This window comes from Micromonospora sp. NPDC052213 (genome assembly GCF_040679695.1).
Lineage (GTDB): Bacteria > Actinomycetota > Actinomycetes > Mycobacteriales > Micromonosporaceae > Micromonospora.
The window spans coordinates 1-18,150 of record NZ_JBFAVI010000062.1; the positions used below are offsets into that span (position 1 = coordinate 1).

At 75.8% G+C, this 18,150-nt stretch carries 18 protein-coding genes; 10 read left to right on the plus strand and 8 right to left on the minus strand.

The genetic code is table 11. The features are described 5' to 3' along the window. Nucleotides 1-239 precede the first annotated feature (239 nt). The 4 genes from AB0L34_RS17005 to AB0L34_RS17020 form a co-directional block, all read right to left on the minus strand. Nucleotides 240-500 (minus strand): hypothetical protein, encoded by a 261-nt coding sequence (locus AB0L34_RS17005; protein ID WP_363705391.1) that lies wholly within the window; start codon nt 498-500, stop codon nt 240-242. Nucleotides 501-593: 93 nt separating this feature from the next. Next, a complete protein-coding gene (locus AB0L34_RS17010) occupies nt 594-1,055 on the minus strand; it encodes an SRPBCC family protein (RefSeq protein WP_357452110.1) in 462 nt (153 codons plus the stop codon). A 52-nt stretch (nt 1,056-1,107) separates the two neighbouring features. Continuing rightward, nucleotides 1,108-1,524: a DUF2795 domain-containing protein gene (locus AB0L34_RS17015; RefSeq protein WP_357452113.1), complete on the minus strand. Its 417-nt coding sequence runs from the start codon at nt 1,522-1,524 to the stop codon at nt 1,108-1,110. A gap of 44 nt (nt 1,525-1,568) precedes the next feature. Continuing rightward, complete coding sequence (locus AB0L34_RS17020) at nt 1,569-2,549, minus strand: YihY/virulence factor BrkB family protein (protein WP_363705392.1); 981 nt, start codon at nt 2,547-2,549, stop codon at nt 1,569-1,571. A 163-nt stretch (nt 2,550-2,712) separates the two neighbouring features. Between AB0L34_RS17020 and AB0L34_RS17025 the strand changes: the two genes are divergently transcribed. Continuing rightward, nucleotides 2,713-3,114 carry a ChaB family protein gene (locus AB0L34_RS17025; RefSeq protein WP_350706322.1) on the plus strand — a complete coding sequence of 134 codons (402 nt, stop codon included), beginning with the start codon at nt 2,713-2,715 and terminating at the stop codon, nt 3,112-3,114. Between the two features lie 61 nt (nt 3,115-3,175). On the opposite strand, the gene AB0L34_RS17030 is transcribed toward AB0L34_RS17025, so the two are convergent. Beyond that, nucleotides 3,176-4,609, minus strand: a complete 1,434-nt coding sequence (locus AB0L34_RS17030; RefSeq protein ID WP_363705393.1) for an aldehyde dehydrogenase family protein — start codon at nt 4,607-4,609, stop codon at nt 3,176-3,178. Between the two features lie 72 nt (nt 4,610-4,681). Between AB0L34_RS17030 and AB0L34_RS17035 the strand changes: the two genes are divergently transcribed. Further along, on the plus strand, nt 4,682-6,286 hold the full coding sequence (locus AB0L34_RS17035) for an NAD(P)/FAD-dependent oxidoreductase (RefSeq protein WP_363705394.1): 1,605 nt from the start codon (nt 4,682-4,684) through the stop codon (nt 6,284-6,286). Nucleotides 6,287-6,738: 452 nt separating this feature from the next. Here AB0L34_RS17035 and AB0L34_RS17040 read toward each other — a convergent pair whose 3' ends face one another. The 3 genes from AB0L34_RS17040 to AB0L34_RS17050 all read right to left on the minus strand — a co-directional run bounded on the left by AB0L34_RS17040 (nt 6,739) and on the right by AB0L34_RS17050 (nt 9,073). Further along, entirely contained in the window at nt 6,739-7,506 is a 768-nt protein-coding gene (locus tag AB0L34_RS17040; RefSeq protein ID WP_357452125.1) for a polyprenol monophosphomannose synthase, read from the minus strand. Between the two features lie 137 nt (nt 7,507-7,643). Beyond that, on the minus strand, nt 7,644-8,648 hold the full coding sequence (locus AB0L34_RS17045) for an SDR family oxidoreductase (protein ID WP_363705395.1): 1,005 nt from the start codon (nt 8,646-8,648) through the stop codon (nt 7,644-7,646). After that, a complete protein-coding gene (locus tag AB0L34_RS17050; protein ID WP_363705396.1) occupies nt 8,645-9,073 on the minus strand; it encodes an SRPBCC family protein in 429 nt (142 codons plus the stop codon). Before AB0L34_RS17050 ends, AB0L34_RS17045 begins: the two co-directional genes overlap by 4 nt. Nucleotides 9,074-9,261: 188 nt before the next feature. Here AB0L34_RS17050 and AB0L34_RS17055 point away from each other — a divergent pair, with 188 nt between their 5' ends. From AB0L34_RS17055 to AB0L34_RS17090, 8 genes are read left to right on the plus strand one after another with little or no spacing between them, the layout of a single operon-like run. Continuing rightward, nucleotides 9,262-11,070 (plus strand): HAD-IIIA family hydrolase, encoded by a 1,809-nt coding sequence (locus tag AB0L34_RS17055; RefSeq protein WP_363705397.1) that lies wholly within the window; start codon nt 9,262-9,264, stop codon nt 11,068-11,070. Further along, nucleotides 11,067-12,044, plus strand: coding sequence for a glycosyltransferase (locus AB0L34_RS17060; protein WP_363705398.1), 978 nt, complete (start codon nt 11,067-11,069; stop codon nt 12,042-12,044). Before AB0L34_RS17055 ends, AB0L34_RS17060 begins: the two co-directional genes overlap by 4 nt. Further along, the gene (locus AB0L34_RS17065; protein ID WP_363705399.1) at nt 12,029-13,246 is read left to right on the plus strand and encodes a glycosyltransferase; all 1,218 of its coding nucleotides are present in this window, start codon (nt 12,029-12,031) and stop codon (nt 13,244-13,246) included. The genes AB0L34_RS17060 and AB0L34_RS17065 overlap by 16 nt, the downstream gene beginning before the upstream one ends. After that, on the plus strand, nt 13,246-13,902 hold the full coding sequence (locus AB0L34_RS17070; protein ID WP_350706306.1) for an SIS domain-containing protein: 657 nt from the start codon (nt 13,246-13,248) through the stop codon (nt 13,900-13,902). The genes AB0L34_RS17065 and AB0L34_RS17070 overlap by 1 nt, the downstream gene beginning before the upstream one ends. A gap of 13 nt (nt 13,903-13,915) precedes the next feature. Further along, on the plus strand, nt 13,916-15,448 hold the full coding sequence (locus AB0L34_RS17075) for a PfkB family carbohydrate kinase (protein WP_363705400.1): 1,533 nt from the start codon (nt 13,916-13,918) through the stop codon (nt 15,446-15,448). Continuing rightward, nucleotides 15,445-16,146 carry an SDR family oxidoreductase gene (locus AB0L34_RS17080; RefSeq protein ID WP_357452142.1) on the plus strand — a complete coding sequence of 234 codons (702 nt, stop codon included), beginning with the start codon at nt 15,445-15,447 and terminating at the stop codon, nt 16,144-16,146. Before AB0L34_RS17075 ends, AB0L34_RS17080 begins: the two co-directional genes overlap by 4 nt. After that, nucleotides 16,143-17,096, plus strand: coding sequence for a glycosyltransferase family 9 protein (locus tag AB0L34_RS17085; RefSeq protein ID WP_363705401.1), 954 nt, complete (start codon nt 16,143-16,145; stop codon nt 17,094-17,096). The genes AB0L34_RS17080 and AB0L34_RS17085 overlap by 4 nt, the downstream gene beginning before the upstream one ends. Continuing rightward, on the plus strand, nt 17,080-18,063 hold the full coding sequence (locus AB0L34_RS17090; protein ID WP_363705402.1) for a DNA topoisomerase IB: 984 nt from the start codon (nt 17,080-17,082) through the stop codon (nt 18,061-18,063). The genes AB0L34_RS17085 and AB0L34_RS17090 overlap by 17 nt, the downstream gene beginning before the upstream one ends. The last annotated feature ends 87 nt before the right edge of the window (nt 18,064-18,150 follow it).

Genomic DNA, 18,150 nt, shown 5'->3' on the forward strand with positions numbered 1-18,150 from the left:
GGTCGAGCTGCTCGGGCCGGCGCGGGACGTGCTCGCGCTTGCGCTGATCGCGCTGCACGCGGCGGGAACGCGCCGGCAGCGCGACCGCCACCGGGCCGGTGGCGCCGACCGGCCGGTGCCGGCGACCCACTGAACGGGACGGCGCCCGCCCAGCCGGAGACGCTGACCGGCCGGTGCCGGCGGCCCGCTGAGCTGCGGCCGGCGCAGGCGGCGGCTCGCTCGCCCGCGCCGGTCGCGGCTCACATCGTGTCGGGGCCGGTCCGTCCGGTCGTGGAGGGGCGGTAGGCGCGCTGCGGGTCGGTCGGCTCGCGGCCCGCCCCGGCGGCCTGCCCGCCGCGGTCCACCGCCTCCGGCCCGTGCCCGAACGCGGCCTCCTCGCCGGCGTCGTTGCCCGTCGCGTCGTCGGCCTGGCCGTCCAGGGTCGACCGCGCGACGGCCTTGTCCAGTTCCTGTAGGGGAATCCGTTCCTCGTCGCGCCACACCGTGTTCTCGTCCGTCATACCCATCGCGGTACCCGGGCCCGCTCCCCGCAAACGGCGATGGCCGCCGGGGGAGTCGGCGGCCATCGGAGTTCGTTGCCCGGGGGCGGGGGATCAGGGCTGCGGCCGGTCGACCCTGCCGCGCCAGGCGCCGGTCTCCTGACCGCGCCGCTCGATGAACTGCTTGAACCGATCGAGGTCGCCCTTGGCGCGCCGGTCGACGATGCCCAGCTTGTCGCCGGCCTGCTCGACCACGCCGTGCGGCTCGAACTCGAGCTGCAGGGTGACCCGGGTGGTGTCCGGGTCCAGCCGGTGGAAGGTCACCACTCCGGCCTGCTTCGTGCCGTCGGTCGAGCGCCAGGCGACCCGTTCGTCCGGGAGCTGCTCGGTGATCTCGGCGTCGAACTCGCGCTTCACCCCGGCGATCTCGACGGTCCAGTGGGTCATCGTGTCCGACAGTTGCCGGACCTCCTGCACCCCCTCCATGAAGTGGGGGAACTCCTCGAACTGGGTCCACTGGTCGTACGCGGTGCGCACCGGGACGGAGACGTCCACGTGTTCGGTAACGCCACTCATCAGGCATCCTCCTTCGTCCGCCGGTGTCGGGCCGGATCGTGCGGGGATCCGGTCACCAGCGGGTCGTCTCGTTCTTGTGGCCGAGCGCCGCCCACACCTCGGAGACCGTCTGGTAACGGGTGCCTTCGGGCAGCCGCTCCAGTTCCGCGAGGATGTCCGCCGGCGCGTCGTTGTCCCGCGCGTTGGCGATCAGCGCCTCCCGGTCGCCCGGCAGGGCAGCCATCGTGATGAACCGTCCGAGCCGGCTGCGCCGTTCGACGTCCTGGGAACTCATCCCCTTGGGTGCGCCCGTACGCAACTCGCCGGCCGGGGCCGTCGTCGGCTCCGGCTGGTCCTCACCGGCCGGCTCCGGCACACGGGACTCGTCGACCCGCGAGCCGCCGGTCCCCGGCCCCTGCACGAGGCCGCTGACCTCCCGGCTCATCTGCTCGTCGACCCTCGGTCCGTGCTTGCTGCTGCCACGTTCCATGCCTTCTGCGCTACCCGGTGGCACCGGCGGTAAACCGGCGGCGGTCACGCGTCGGCGGGCGTCTTCGGGGGCAGGACCGGCTCGTCCGGGTCCGGCTCGCCGGCCTGGAGCACGCGACCCCGCTGCAACTCGGCGTTGATCTGCACGCCGAGCATCAGCGCCGAGTTGGACAGGTAGAGCCAGACCAGGAACGCGATCACGGCACCGAGGCTGCCGTAGGTGGCGTCGTACGAGCCGAAGTTGGCCACGTAGAGGCCGAAGCCGAAGGAGGCGACGACCCAGGACACCAGGGCGACCGCCCCGCCCGGGGTGAGCCAGTGGAACCGCGGCTGCCGGACGTTCGGCGCGATCCAGAACAGCAGGCTCAGCAGCACCATCATGACCATGGCCAGCACCGGCCACTTGGCGACGCTCCAGGCGGTGCGCGCCAGCCCGCCGGCGTTCAGCAGGTCGCCCACGGCGTCGGTGACCGGGCCGCTGACGATCAGGCCGGTGGCGACGACGGCGAGCAGCACCAGCGAGACCGCCGCGAGCCCGATCTGCATGGGCCGCAGCTTCCACACCGGCCGCCCCTCCGCCACGCCGTAGACGGCGTTGGAGGCCCGGGTGAACGCCCCGATGAAGCCGGACGCCGACCAGAGCGCGCCGAGCAGACCGAAGCTCAGCAGCACGCTGGCCGAGTCGTTCTGGTCGACCACGCCCCGGACCACCGAGACGAAGCCCTCGTTGGCCACCACCGAGCCGGCGCCCATGTCCCGGGCCAGGTCGAGCACGGTGTCCACGGTCTGCTCGCCGTTGGACACCAGCCCGACCAGGGCGACCACCACGATGGTGGACGGGAACAGCGCGAGCACGCCGTAGTAGGTCAGCGCGGCGGCCCAGTCCGCGCAGTTGTCCTTGACGAAGTTCCGCGCGCTGCGCACCAGCACCCCGCGCCAGGTCCGCCAGCTCAACTGCCGCACCCTGCGGGGGATCCGTGGCCGCTGCTCCCCGGTGCGCGCCGTGCCGGGCTCCGTCGTCGTCATGGCCCGCTCCCTGTGCCCCGGCCGCCGGACGCCCGGGTGCCTCCGGCTCAGCCTGGCCCCGCCGGTACCCCCGGCCGGAAAACGACAAACCCGGCCGCCCGGTTTGCCGACCGGCGGTGGGGGAACGGTCAAACCAGAACCCATCGACGCGGAGGAGGACGAGATGCCCGGGCGCGAGGTACTGCCCAGCACGCTGCGACGCTCCCCGGAGAAGGCGCAGCGCACCTGGGAGAAGACGCACGACTCGGCCGTGGAGACGTACGGCGAGGGGGAGCGGGCGCACCGCACCGCCTTCGCCGCGGTGAAGCACCGGTACGAGAAGGTGGGCGACCACTGGGAGCCCAAGGGCCGCAAGGGCCCGAGCGACCGCCAGGCGGCCGGCGGCGGACCGGAGCGCCGGGCGCCCACCGCCGGCGGGGTGGACGCCAACGCCACCAAGGACCACCTGATGAAGGTGGCCCGCAAGCTGGACGTCCCCGGCCGGTCGAGCATGACCAAGCCCGAACTGGTCAAGGCCATCGAGAAGGCGAACAACCGGCAGACCGCGAAGGCCCGCGGCCGCTGAGGCCACCGTGGCGTACGACGCAGGGGCTGCCCGACCCCGGGCAGCCCCTGCGTGCGCGTACTCACCAGTGGCCGCCGCCGGGCGCCTCGATGTGCACCGCCTTCGTGGCGGTGAACTCGTCCAGCAGCTCCGGGCCGTACCCGAAGCCGTGGCCGCTGCCCCGGCGCGGATGCGCGGCACCGCCCGGCGCCCCGCCGAACACCGCGTTGATCTTCACGGTGCCCACCGGCAACTCCCGCCAGGCGCGCTGGGCGTGGCTCATCGACCCGGTCAGCACCGTGGCGGACAGCCCGTACGGGGAGTCGGCGGCGCACCGCAGCGCCTCGGAGAACGAGTCGACCACGACGATCGCGGCGACCGGCCCGAACGTCTCCTCGCGTACCAGCGTCATGTCGTGCCGGCAGTCGGTGACCACCGTCGCCGGGTAGAACGCCCCCGGGCCCTCGGGCAGCGTCCCGCCGGTGCGGATCCGGGCCCCCTCCGCCACCGCCGCGGTCACCTGCCCGTGCACGTGGTCGCGGTGCCGCCGGTCCACCAGCGGCCCCAGCTCCGTCGCCGGGTCCGCGCCCGGGCCGACCCGCAGCCGCTCCGCCCGCTCCACGAGGGACCCCGTGAGGTCCTCGGCGACGTCCCGGTGCGCGTAGATCCGCTCCACCGCCACGCAGATCTGCCCCGCGTTGGCGAACGCGCCCGTCGCCGCCTGCCCGGCCGCCCACACCGGGTCGACGTCGCCGTCCACGACCAGCGGGTCGCTGCCGCCGTTCTCCAACACCACCTTGGCGCCGGTCCGCGCCGCCGCCGCCGCGACGGCGCGCCCGGTGGCGGTGGAGCCGACGTGCGCGACCACGTCGACCTCCTGCGCGGCCAGCGCCGCCCCGACCTCCGGGCCGCCGGTCAGCAGCGACAGCACCCCGGGCGGCAGCGCGGAGTCCAGCGCCTTCGCCAGCAGCCAGCCGGTCGCCGGGGTGCGCTCGCTCGGCTTGTAGAGCACCACGTTGCCGGTGACCAGGGCGGCGCCGAGCAGCCCGCACGAGACCGCCACCGGGTCGTTCCACGGGGTGATCGCGGCGACCACCCCGCGCGGCTGCGGCACCATGAAGTCGAGGGCGTGCATGCCGCCGTGCAGGGTCCGCCCGCCGCGCAGCGGGGCGAGCTCCGCGTACTGTCGCAGCGTGCCGATGCCCGCCTCCACGCCGCCCCGCGCGTCCGCGAGGGGCTTGCCCATCTCGGCCGTCGTCGCGCGGGCCAGCTCGTCGGCGACCGCCGCCACCGCGTCCGCCGCCCGGTGCAGGGCCGCCACGCGTTCGGCGGGGGCGGTCCCCGCCCACTCCGCCGCGACGCCGCGTGCCGCCTCCACCGCCTTGCCGACCTCGTCCGCCGTCGCCACCGGCACGGAGCTGACCGGGGATCCGTCGGCCGGATCGCGTACGACCAGCTCGCCCCCCTCGCCGCCCGCGCCCCACACTCCACCTATGAGCTGCGCAACCGTGTACATGCGGCGGTGGATCCCCGTGCCCCGACGCGGCAAACGCGTTTCGCCCGGTTGCCGGCAGGGTAGGCGGACCGGATGAGTTCGCCCGGCGTGGAGAGCGCGGACGCCGTCGTCGTCGGGGCCGGTCACAACGGTCTGGTCGCCGCCAACCTGCTGGCGGACGCCGGCTGGGACGTCCTGGTGCTGGAGGCCACCGCCGCGCCCGGCGGGGCGGTGCGCTCCGCGGAGGTGACCGCCCCCGGCTACCTCAGCGACCTCTACAGCTCCTTCTACCCCCTCGGCTACGCCTCGCCGGTGCTGCGCGGGTTGGGGCTCGACCGGTACGGCCTGCGCTGGCGGCACTCGCCGGACGTGCTGGCGCACCTGCTGCCCGACGGTCGGGCGGCCGTGCTCAACCGCGACCCGGAGGCCACCGCGGCCTCGCTCGAGGCGTTCGCGCCCGGCGACGGCAAGCGCTGGCTGCATGCGTACGACGACTGGCGGCAGGTCGCCGAGCCGATGCTGGACACCATCACCAGGCCGTTCCCGCCGGTGCGCGGCGGCCTGGCCCTGCTGCGCCGGCTGCGGGTCTCCGGCGCGCTGCGGCTGGCCCGGCGGCTGGTGGTGCCGGTCCGCAAGCTCGGTGACGAGCTCTTCGACGGGGAGGGGGGCCCCGCGCTGCTGGCCGGTTGTGCCCTGCACACCGACCTGTCGCCGGAGGAGGCCGGCTCGGGCGTGTACGGCTGGCTGCTCGCCATGCTCGGCCAGCAGGTCGGCTGGCCGGTGCCCGAAGGCGGCGCGCAGAAGATCACCGATGCGCTGGTGGCCCGGCTGACCGCGCACGGCGGCCGCATCCTCTACGGCGCCCGGGTCGACCGGGTGCTGACCGCCCGGGGCCGGGCGATGGGCGTGCGCACCGCCGGTGGTGCCCTGTGGCGGGCCCGCCGGGCCGTGCTGGCCGACGTTCCCGCCCCCGCGCTCTACCTGGACCTGGTCGGTGCGGCGGCGCTGCCGCCCCGGCTGGTGGAGGACCTGGCGCACTTCCGGTGGGACGGCTCGACGCTGAAGGTGGACTGGGCACTGTCCGCGCCCGTGCCGTGGACCAACCGCGCGGTGGCCACCGCCGGCACCGTGCACCTCGGGGCGGACCTGAACGGGCTGACCGGCTACGCGGCCGCACTGGCCCGCTCGGAGGTCCCGCGTGACCCGTTCCTGCTGGTCGGGCAGATGTCGGTGGCCGACCCCAGCCACTCGCCGCCGGGCACCGAGTCGCTCTGGTCGTACACCCATCTGCCGTTCCGCCGGCACTGGCGGGCCGAGGAGATAACCGACCACGTCGACCGGATGGAGCGGGTGCTGGAGGAGGCCGCGCCCGGTTTCCGCAGCCTGATCGTGGGACGGCACGTGGCCGGGCCGGCCGACCTGGAGGCAGGCGACCCGAACCTGGTCGGCGGGGCGGTCGGCGGCGGCACCGCCGCCGCGTACCAGCAGCTCTTCCTGCGCCCGATCCCCGGCCTCGGCCGCGCGGACACGCCGGTGGACCGGTTGTTCCTGGCGAGTGCGTCGGCGCATCCGGGCGGCGGGGTGCACGGCGCCCCCGGCGCGAACGCCGCCCGTGCCGCCCTGGCCCGCGACCGCGCACTCACCGGTCCGGTGTACGCCGCCACGATCGACGCGGCGCACCGCGCGATCTACCGCTGACCCGACCGCACCACCCACGCGCGTCCGGCGTCGCCGACCGCACTCGGGACTCCTGGCCGCACCCGAGGTTCCTGGCCGCACCCGCGGGCCTGGCGGTAGCGCGGCGGTTTCGCGCGCTCGGTCCTACCGAGAGTGACGGCCCGTGCGCCCGCCGGACCACCTCCGATTCGCCTTTGCTCTGCACCCGGATACGCACCGGCAACCGTCGGTAACGACGTGCGGCCGGTGCTTCCCGGACCGCCGTCGAATCAGGGCAGGTCAAGGCGGTGGTGCGTGGGTGGGTGCAGAGCAAAGCGCCAAACCGGCACTCCGGCGGCTCGGGATCGGCTGTCACGGAGCGTGACGTGACAATCCGTGACGGCGATGGGCGAGTGGACGGCGCGCGGCGGGGTGGATCGGCTGACGCACCGCACCGCACCGCACCGCACCGCACCGCGCCGGGGCGGCGCGCCTCAGCGTTCGACGTTGCGGTGCTTGGTGCGCAGCTTGAACGGCATCAGCGCGCTCTCGATCTTGGTGGCGGTGGTCATCTTGGACGCGCCGTCGCGCCGCTCCTCGAAGCGGATCGGCACCTCCAGGATGGTGTGCCCCAGCTTGGTGGCCAGGTAGTGCATCTCCACCTGGAAGCTGTAGCCGTTGGACTGCACGCGCTCCAGGCCGATGTCGCGCAGCGCGTCCGCCCGCCAGATCTTGAAGCCGGCGGTGAGGTCGCGGATCCGGACCCGCAGCAGGGTGTGCACGTAGAGGTTGGCCCAGCCGCTGAGCGCCCGCCGGTAGAACGGCCAGTTCTCGTCGAGTTCGCCGCCCGGCACGTACCGGGAGCCGATGACCACGCCCGCCTGGGTGGAGAGCAGCGCGCCGAGCATGCCCGGCAGCGCCTCCGGCGGGTGCGACAGGTCGGCGTCCATCTGTGCCACGTACTCCGCGCCGCCGTCCAGCGCGCGCCCGATCCCGTCCACGTACGCCCGGCCGAGGCCCTCCTTGCCGGCGCGGTGCACGACCTCGATCCGGTCGGGGTGCTCGATGGCCAGCTTGTCCGCCACCTCGCCCGTGCCGTCGGGGGAGTTGTCGTCGGCGACGAGGATCTTCAGGCCCGGCAGCGGCAGGGCCAGGAGCCGCTCGACCAGCACCGGGAGGTTGCCCGCCTCGTTGTAGGTGGGAACCACGACGGTCAGGCGTGCGTCCCGCCAGGGCGCGGGCAACTGCACGGGTTCGATCATGTCGGACATCCTCGGTCGGCGGACAGGACTCCCTGAGAGCGTAGCCAGTTGCCACATCCGGGTCGAAAAGGCACCCCGTTCCGCCGGTCATCCGCCCCTGGTGGGGGCGAGGACGGGCCTGAGCGGTGGTCCGTGGATCAGCGGAGGCGGCGGCTGAGGGCGGTGACGGACAGGGCCAGGCCGGCGAGGGCGACGGAGACGGAGACGGCCGGCTTGTGCGTACCGACCCAGAGGGCGGCCGAGCGGGTGCGGGCCCGGTCCGTGAAGACTCCCTCCACGCCGCGGTCCCGCTCGTCGTCGCCGGGGCGGTCCAGGTTGTCCCGCCAGGTCGCCGGGTCGACGGGCGTCCCGGTCTGCTGGCTGTCATAGCCGTCACGGGCGAGCTTCCGGTCGAGCAGGCCGGGCGCCAGGATGTCGCCGAGCCGGGCCCGCCAGGTCGGCCCGCCCACGTTCAGCTCGCGCGGCCCGTGGTCGGCCGCCCAGACGATCGCCTTCGCGGCCACCTCGGGCGCGAAGATCGGGGGCACCGGCTGCGGATGCCGGGGCAGCCGCGTGCGCACCCACGAGAACTGCGGGGTGTTGAGCGCCGGGAGCTGCACCATCGACAGGCTCACGCCCGGGCAGTCGTGCAGCAGCTCCGCCCGCAGCGAGTCGTTGAAGCCCTGGATGGCGTGCTTGCTCGCGCAGTACGCCGACTGCAGCGGGATCCCCCGGTAGGCCAGCGCCGAGCCGACCTGCACGATCGCGCCCCGTCCGCGCGCCCGCATGTGGCGCAGCGCCGCGAGGGTGCCGTGCACGGTGCCGAGGTAGTTGACCTCGGTGACCCGGCGGAACTCCGGGGCGGGGATCTCCCAGGCCGGGGCGAAGACCGAGACCATCGCGTTGTTCACCCACACGTCGATCCCGCCGAACCGGTGCGCCACGTCGTCGGCGGCCCGCTGCACCGCGCCGGCGTCGGCCACGTCGACCCGGTAGGCGTGCACCTCGGAGGCGCCCAGTTCCCGGCAGTCCCGCTCGGCGGCGGCCAGGCCGGCCTCGCCGCGGGCGAGCAGCGCGAGCCGCGCGCCGCGCTCGGCGTACCGGCGGGCGACGGCCCGTCCCACGCCGGCACTCGCCCCGGTCACCACCACGGTCTGCGTCATCCGTCCGCCTTCTGCCGCTTGGCGATGTCCGTCAGCCGGGTCAGCGTCTCCCTGTTGCGCTGGTGCAGCACGAGGTCGTTGATCTTGTTGCGTACCCAGCGCAGCGGGCCGGCGGCGAAGTCCTCGCCGATGCGCACCCGGGTCGCGCCGTCGCCGACCGGTTCGAGGGTGAAGACCACTTTCGCCTCACCCGCCGGCCAGAGCCCGGCGCGGATCACGAGCCGGCGCGGCGGCTCGCAGGCGAGCACCGTCGAGGAGTCCTGGAGGGAGAGCGGCCAGGGCCCGGCCTTGTGGTGCAGTTGGCTGCCCACCCGGGGCCAGGCGTCGTCCACGTCCCGGACGTGCGCCGTGCCGACGACCCAGTCGCTGTAGGTCCACCCGTCGGCCAGCACCGCCCAGACCTGCTCTGGACGAGCTTCGATCACTTTCTCCACAATCGCCACTGCGTCCCCATACCCTGACGCGGCCCGGCCTAACAGCGCCCGCGGGTTAGCTTCTCCGGGGCGACGGGTAACGCCACCCCGGGCCGGCGTGTCGACGCCGCCGGCGTGGGCGACGCGGCGGCGCGTTGAAGATGACGTTTACTCCCCGGGGCGCCGGGAACCCGCCGGCTGTGCGACAGGACCAGGTGGAGCCGGATCAGCGCAGGTCAGCCCGGGTTTGTGCCGGCGCTGACCGGGCCGCGTCCGGGCCCGTCCTGTTCGACGCGGTGCTGCTGGACCGGGACGGCACGTTGGTGGAGGACGTGCCGTACAACGGTGACCCGGAGAAGGTGCGGCCGATGCCGGGGGCGCGGGCGGCGCTGGACCGGTTGCGGGCCGCCGGCCTGAAGCTGGCGGTGGTGACGAACCAGTCGGGCCTGGCACGGGGCTGCTTCGGCGAGGCGCAGATGCGGGCGGTGCACGCCCGGGTCGAGGAACTGCTGGGACGGTTCGACGCGTGGTTGGTGTGCCCGCACGACGACGGTGACGGGTGCGGGTGCCGCAAGCCGGCGCCGGGGCTGGTGCACGCCGCGGCCCGGGAGCTGGGCACGGTGCCGTCGCGCTGTGTGCTGGTGGGTGACATCGGCCGGGACATGACGGCGGCGTTGGCGGCGGGTGCGGCGGGCATCCTCGTGCCCACGCCGGTGACCCGCCCCCAGGAGGTGGCTGCCGCCCCGCAGGTCGCGGCGGACCTGCCGGCGGCGGTGGCGGAGATCCTGCGCCGCCAGGCGGCCCTCGACCCGGCCACCTACCGCCAGCCGGCCCTCGACCCGGCCATCCCCGGCCGGGCCGGCACCCGACCTGCCCGGTGGACCGGGACCGGCACCGTTCCGCCGGTCGGCCGGCGGGAGCGGGGCGGGACGGTGCTGGTGGTGCGGTCGGACTCCGCGGGGGACGTACTGGTCACCGGTCCCGGCATCCGCGCCGTCGCCGCCACCGCCGGCCGGGTGGTGATGCTGTGCGGGCCCCGGGGGCGGGCCGCCGCGGAACTGCTGCCCGGCGTCGACGAGATCGTCGAACACCCGCTGCCCTGGATCGATCCCACCCCGGAGCCGGTCGACCCGGCCGACCTGGCGACGTTGACGGATCGGCTGGCCGCCGTCGGCGCCGACGAGGCGGTCATCTTCACCAGCTTCCACCAGTCCGCCCTGCCCCTGGCCCTGCTGCTCCGGCTGGCCGGGGTCGGCCGGATCAGCGCGATCAGCGACGACTACCCCGGCGCCCTGCTCGACGTGCGCCACCGCGTGCCGGCCGGCGTACCCGAACCCGAGCGCGCCCTCTCCCTCGCCGCCGCCGCCGGCTACACCCTCGCCCACCACGACGAACCGGCCCTGCGCCTGCGCCCGGCGCCGGAGCCCCCGCCCGAGGCCGGCGAGCCGGGCTACGTGGTGCTGCACCCCGGCTCGGCGGCGCAGGCCCGGGGCTGCCCGCCGGAGCTGGCCGCCCGGATCGTCCGCACCCTGACCGGCGCCGGCTACCGGGTGGTGGTCACCGGCGGCCCCGGCGAGCGCGAGCTGACCGCCCAGGTGGCCGGCGACGACGCCGTCGACCTCGGCGGGCGGACCGGGCTCGCCGAGCTGGCCGCCACCGTCGCCCGGGCCGGCGCGGTGGTGGTGGGCAACACCGGCCCCGCCCACCTCGCCGCCGCCCACGGCGTCCCGGTGGTCAGCCTCTTCGCCCCGACCGTCCCGTTCGGGCAGTGGGGGCCGTGGCGGGTGCCGACCGTACGGCTCGGCGACGCCGAGGCCCCCTGCCGGGACACCCGGGCCGCCCGGTGTCCCGTGCCCGGGCACCCCTGCCTCAGCGGCGTCGGGGCCGGGCAGGTGCTCGACGCGCTGCGGCTGCTCGGGGTGGCCCCGGCGGGTTTGCCGGCGCCCGACGGGGGCGGCGCGGGAGACCGTGTGCCGGCGGCGGCCAGCACCGGCGGGAGCGGCCGATGAACGTCCTGCTGTGGCACGTGCACGGCTCCTGGACCACCTCGTTCGTGCACGGCAAGCACCGCTACCTCGTGCCGGTCACGCCCGACCGGGGCCCCTACGGCCTCGGCCGCGCCCGCACCTATCCCTGGCCGGACACGGCCGTCGAGGTCACCCCCGACGACCTGCGCACCGCCGACGTGGACCTCGTCGTCCTCCAACGCCCCGAGGAACTCGACCTCGCCACCGAGTGGCTCGGCCGCCGCCCCGGCCGGGACATCCCCGCCGTCTACGTCGAACACAACACCCCCAAGGACGGCGACGTCCCCCACAGCCGCCACCCCATGGCCGACCGGGACGACCTGCTCATCGCCCACGTCACCGCATTCAACGAGCTGTTCTGGGACACCGGCGCCACCCGCACCACCGTGGTCGACCACGGCATCGTCCCGCCCACCGCCGAGTACACCGGCGAGCTGGAGCGGCTGGCGGTGGTGATCAACGAGCCGGTACGCCGCGGGCGGGTCACCGGCACCGACCTGCTGCCCCGGTTCGCCGAGATCGCCCCGCTGGACGTCTTCGGGATGAGGGTCGCCGGGCTGGCCGACCACCTGGGCCTGCCGGCCGACCGGCTGGCCAGCCACGACGACGTGCCCCAGCACCGGATGCACGCCGAACTGGGGCGGCGGCGGGCGTACCTGCACCTGTGCCGGTGGACCTCCCTCGGGCTGAGCCTGATCGAGGCGATGTCGATCGGGATGCCGGTCGTCGCGCTGGCCGCCACCGAGGCGGTGACGGCGGTGCCGCCCGGCGCCGGAGCCCTGTCCACCCGGGTCGACACGCTGCTGGACGCCGCCCGCCGGTTCGTCGAGGAACCGGCGGAGGCGCGCCGGGCGGGGGCCGTGGCCCGCGCCGCCGCCCGGGAGCGCTACGGCCTCGACCGTTTCCTCGCCGACTGGGACCGGCTGCTGGAGGAGGAAGTATGCGCATCGCGATGATCTCGGAGCACGCCAGCCCGCTCGCCATCCTGGGCGGCGAGGACGCCGGCGGTCAGAACACGCATGTCGCCGAGCTCTCCGCCGCGCTCGCGGCCGCCGGACACGACGTGCGGGTCTACACGCGCCGCGACGCGGTGGACCTGCCCGTGACCGTACGCAGCGCCGACGGCTACGACGTCGTGCACGTCCCGGCGGGGCCGGCCGAGCCGGTCGCCAAGGACGCGCTGCTGCCGCACATGAAGGAGTTCAGCCGGTGGCTGGTCGACCGGTGGCGGGGCGGGGACTGGATGCCCGAGGTGATCCACGCGCACTTCTGGATGAGCGGCCTCGCCGCGCTGGCCGCCAGCCGGCAGACCGGGGTGCCGGTGGTGCAGACGTACCACGCCCTGGGCGTGGTGAAGCGCCGGCACCAGGGCGTGCAGGACACCAGCCCCGCCCGCCGCGTCGGCTACGAGCGCGAGCTGGGCCGCTCGGTCGACCGGGTGATCGCGCAGTGCCAGGACGAGGTGGGCGAGCTGGTCCGGATGGGCGTGCCCCGGTCCCGGATGACGGTCGTCCCGTCCGGGGTCAACCTGGGCACGTTCGCCCCGCTCGGCCCGACCGCCGACAAGGAGGACGGCCGGCCGCGGATCCTCACCGTCGGCCGGCTGGTCGAGCGGAAGGGCTTCCAGACGGTGGTCCGGGCGATGGCGTACGTCCCCGGGGCCGAGTGCGTGGTGGTCGGCGGGCCGCCCGCCGGCCTGCTGGAGACCGACCCGTACGCCCGCCGGCTGCGCGCCCTCGCCGGCACCTGCGGGGTGGCCGACCGGGTGAAGCTGGTCGGCGCGGTGCCGAGGGAGGAGATGGGGCGCTGGTACCGCTCGGCGGACGTCCTGGTGGCCGCCCCCTGGTACGAGCCGTTCGGACTCACCCCGCTGGAGGCGATGGCGTGCGGGGTGCCCGTGGTGGGCACCGCCGTGGGCGGCATCAAGGACACCGTGGTCGAGGGCGTCACCGGCGACCTCGTCCCGGCCCGGGACCCGCGCGCGCTGGGCACCGCGATCCAGCGGCTGCTCGACGACCGGATCCGCCGCTTCGCGTACGCTGCAGCGGCGCGGGAACGGGCCCGGCGGCGGTACTCGTGGGCGGCCACCGCCGAGCGGCTGGTCGAGGTCTACGGCGACGTGGCGGCGGTGCGCCGGCCCACCCGGGTGGTGGCCTGATGGCGGCGGCCCCGACGCCGCTCGACGCGCACCTCGCGAACCTGGCCGCGGCGCTGCTGCCGTTCCGGCAGTACGAGGAGCTGCTGGCCGGGTGGGGGGAGACCCTGGCGCGTCGGCTGGTCGACGGCGGCCGGCTGCTGGTGGCCGGCAACGGTGGCAGTGCCGCCGAGGCCCAACACCTCACCGCCGAACTCGTCGGCAAACTCCGTGACGACCGCCGACCGCTGTCCGCCATCGCCCTGCACGCCGAGACCTCCGCCCTCACCGCCATCGGCAACGACTACGGCTACGACGAGGTCTTCGCCCGTCAGGTGCGCGCCCACGGCCGCGCGGACGACATCCTCCTGCTGCTGTCCACCAGCGGCACCAGCACCAACCTCCTCGCCGCCGCCCAGGCCGGCCGCGACACCGGCCTGCGCTGCTGGGCCCTCACCGGGCCCGCCCCCAACCCCCTCGCCGACCTCTGCCACGACACTCTCGCCGTCCCCTCACCCGACAGCCAGGTCGTCCAGGAACTCCACCTCGTCACCAGCCACCTGCTCTGCGAGTACGTGGAGCAGGCGCTGCCGACGGCGCTCGCCGGGCCGGGGGCGCCCGTGCGGACCGGGGTCGAGGTGGTGCTCGACGGTGGGGCAGGTCAGCAGGTCGACGCGTGATGAGGAGGGAAGCGTGACGGGACCCGTGGTGGTGGTCGGCGACACCCTGCTGGACCGCGACGTCGAGGGGGTGGTGAACCGGCTCTGTCCGGACTCGCCGGTGCCGGTGCTGGACGAGACCGTCCACGTCGACCGGCCCGGCGGCGCCGGACTGGCGGCGGTCTTCGCCGCCGCCCAGGGCACGGAGGTGGTGCTGGTGACCGCGTTGGCGGACGACGCCGGCGGGGCCCGGCTGAGTTCGCTGCTCGACGCCGCCGGGGTGCAGGTGTACGCCCTCGGCCTGCGCGGCGGCACACCGGAGAAGATCCGGCTGCGCGCCCGGGGCCGGGTGCTGCTGCGCCACGACCGGGGCGGCGCCGCCGGCACGCCGGGTGAACCCTCCGACGCGGTGCTGCGGGTGATCGCCCGGGCCTCCGCCGTGCTGGTCAGCGACTACGGCCGGGGGGTGGCCCGGCAGCCCGCGCTGCGGGCGGCCCTCGCCGAGACCCGGGCGCCGGTGGTCTGGGACCCCCACCCGCGGGGACCGGCGGCGGTGCCGGGGGTGCACCTGGCCACCCCGAACGAGTCCGAGGTGCGGGAACTGGTCAAGTCCCCGCCCGGCGCGACCCGGCTGGCGACCGCGTCCCGGGACGCGCAGGGGCTGCGGCAGCGCTGGCGGGCCGGCGCGGTCGCGGTGACCCTGGGCGGGGACGGCGCGCTGCTCTGCCACGCCGGCTCGACCCCGCTGGTGGTCTCCGCGCCGACCGCCGCCGAGGGGGACACCTGCGGCGCCGGCGACCGGTTCGCCGCCACCGCCAGCCTCGCCCTCGCGCGGGGCGCGCTGGTCTCCGAGGCGGTGCAGGAGGCGGTCGCGGAGGCGTCGGCGTACGTGGCGGGCGGGGGAGTGGCGACGGCGCTGCCGCCGGCGCGTCCGCTGCCGCCGGCGGTGTCCAGCCCCGGCGGGGAGCGGGTCGGCGTGGCCGCAGTCGCCGCCGTGGTGTCGGCGGTACGCGCGGCCGGCGGCACGGTGGTCGCCACCGGCGGCTGCTTCGACCTGCTGCACGCCGGGCACGTGGCGACGTTGCAGGCCGCCCGGCAACTCGGCGACTGCCTGGTCGTCTGCGTCAACTCCGACGCGAGCGTGTCCGGGCTGAAGGGCCCTGACCGGCCGGTGATCCCGCAGGGCGACCGGGCTCGGTTGCTCGCGGCGCTGAGCTGCGTCGACGCGGTGATGATCTTCGACGAGTCCACCCCGCACGCGGCGCTGTCCTGGCTGCGGCCGGACGTCTGGGTCAAGGGCGGCGACTACGCCGGCGGCGGCGGCGAGCCCGCCCTGCCGGAGGCGGACGTGCTGCGTCGCTGGGGCGGGCACACCGTGGTGGTGCCGTACCTGGACGGCCGTTCCACCACCGGGCTGATCGCCGCGGCCCGGTCGGCCGGCCCCGCCGCCGCTCCGGCCGACGCGCCGCCGCTCACCGGCACCGTGCCGCCGACCTGTCCGCCGCCCGGCCTCGGGTCCGGGGGCGCGTCGGCGCAGCGGCCGAGCACGGCGGAGGGCACCCGGTGAGCGGCACACCGCCCGGGGTCGGGCAGACGGTGCTGGTCACCGGCGGGTCGAGTGGCCTGGGCGCCGCCGTGGTCGCGGCGGTGGCCCGGGCCGGCGGCCGGCCAGTGGTGCTGGACCGGCACGCGCCGGCGGACGGGGTGCCGTGGGTGGAGTGCGACCTGGCCGACACCCGGGCCGCCGAGGCCGCCACCCGGCAGCTCGCCGAGCGCTCCGGCGGGCTGGACGCGGTGGTCACCGCGGCGGGGGTGGACGTGCCGGGCCGGCTGGCCGATCTCCCCGGCGAGACCTGGGACCGCGTCGTGACCGTGGACCTGCTCGCCACGGCGGCCGTCGTCCGGGCCGCCCTGCCGTTCCTGGAGAGCTCCCGGGGCAGCATCGTCACGGTCGCCTCGACGTTGGGGGTGAAGGCGGTCAGCGACGCCACCGCCTACTGCGCGGCCAAGTTCGGGGTCGTCGGCTTCACCCGCGCCCTCGCCGCCGAACTCGCCGGCACCGTCAACGTCACCCTGCTCATCCCCGGCGGCATGCGCACCGCCTTCTTCGACGACCGCGACCCCCAGTACCGGCCCGGCCCCGACGCCAACCTCAACGACCCCGCCGACACCGCCGCCGCCGTCATGTTCGCCCTCACCCAGCCCCCCGGCTGCGCCGTCCGCGAGATGGTCGTCTGCGCCGAACAGGAAACCTCCTACCCGTGATCCTCGCCCTGCGCGCCCTCGGCGTCGGCGACCTCGCCACCGCCGTCCCCGCCCTGCGCGCCCTGCGCGCCGCCCACCCCGACGAGGAACTCGCGCTCGCCGCGCCCGCCTGGCTGGCCCCGCTGGTCGACCTCGTCGGCGGCGTCGACCGGCTGGTGCCCACCGACGGCCTCGGCCGCCTCGACCCCGCCGTGCGAAGGCCCCGCCTCGCCGTCAACCTGCACGGCCGTGGCCCCGAGTCCCACCGTATGCTCGCCGACACCCGGCCGGGCCGGCTGCTCGCCTTCGCCAACCCCGCCGCGGGCCACCACGACGGCCCCGACTGGGCCGACGACGAGCACGAGGTGCACCGCTGGTGCCGGCTGTTGCGCTGGTACGGGACGGCGGCGGACCCGGCCGACCTCGGGCTGCGCCGGCCGCCGGCGGGGGACGCCCCGACCGGGGCCACCGTGCTGCACCCCGGCACCAAGGTCCCGGCCAAGCGCTGGCCGGCGGAGCGGTTCGCCGCGCTCGCCCGGGAGCTGACCCGCCGGGGGCACCGGGTGGTGCTGACCGGCAGCGCCGACGAGCGGGCGCTCGCCGAGCGGGTCGCGTACGACGCGGGGCTGCCCGGCACGGCGGTGCTGGCCGGCCGGACGGGCCTGGCCGGGCTGGCGGCCCTGGTCGCGTACGCCCGGCTGGTGGTCTGCGGGGACACCGGCGTGGCGCACCTGGCCACCGGCTACGGCACCGCCTCCGTGGTGCTCTTCGGCCCGGTGCCGCCGGCGCGGTGGGGGCCGCCGCCGGACCGCCGCCGGCACCGGGTGCTGTGGGCCGGCGCACGGGATTGGCCGAGGTGGGACGGGGTAGGAACGCATCCGACGTTGGCGGCCGTGGGTGTCGACGAGGTGGTGGCCGCCGTGGACGAGGCGGAACAGGCGGTGCGGGTTTCCGGTGCGGTTGCGGCGTAGTGATCCGGGCAGGCCGGGGTACGGGCGTCGCCGGCGCGGCAAGGGGTGGCTCTTCCTCGACCCGGCCGGCGAGCCGGTCCGCGACCCGGACGCGCTGGGCCGCCTGCGGGAGCTGGTGATCCCGCCGGCCTGGCGGGACGTGTGGATCTGCCCGCACCCGAACGGACACATCCAGGCCACCGGCGTGGACGCGGCGGGACGCAAGCAGTACCTCTACCACCCGACGTGGCGGCAGAAGCGGGACGAGGCGAAGTTCGACCACGTGCTGGAGGTGGCCCGCCGGCTGCCGGTGCTGCGCGAGCGGGTCGGGCAGGACCTCTCCGGCCGGGGGCTGAACCGCGACCGGGTGCTGGCGACGGTCACCCGGCTGCTGGACATGGGCATGTTCCGGGTCGGCAGCGACCAGTACGCGGCCGGCGACGACCCGACCTTCGGGGTGTCGACCCTGCGACCGGAGCACGCCCGGTCCCGGGGCGGCTGCGTGGTGTTCGAGTTTCCCGCCAAGGGCGGCATCGAGCAGGTGCGCCGGATCGAGGACCCGGAGCTGTGCCGGGTGCTGACCAACCTGCGGCGCCGGCGGCGGGCGGCCGACCGGCTGTTCGGCTACTGGGACGGCCGGGACTGGCGCGACGTGCGCAGCGACGAGGTCAACGAGTACCTGCGCGACGCCAGCGGCGGGGAGATGACCGCGAAGGACTTCCGGACCTGGCACGCCACCGTGCTGGCCGCCACCGCGCTGGCGACGGCGGGGGCGCAGCGTTCGGTCACCGCCCGGAGGAGGGCGGTCGCGGGGGTGATGCGGAACGTCGCGGAGCTGCTCGGCAACACCCCGACCGTGGCACGTACGTCCTACGTCGACCCGCGTGTGGTCGACCTCTACCACGACGGTGTGGTGGCCCCGGTCGACGGGCGGACGCCCCGGGAGAGGGCCGAGCAGATCGTCCTGGAACTGCTGGAGGAGGCCTGACCGGCCCCGCCGTCGGTCCTGGGGGAGTGGGCGACGGGGCCGGGGTCCAGGACAAGTCCGGGTGGTCACCGGGCGGCCGCCCGCCGC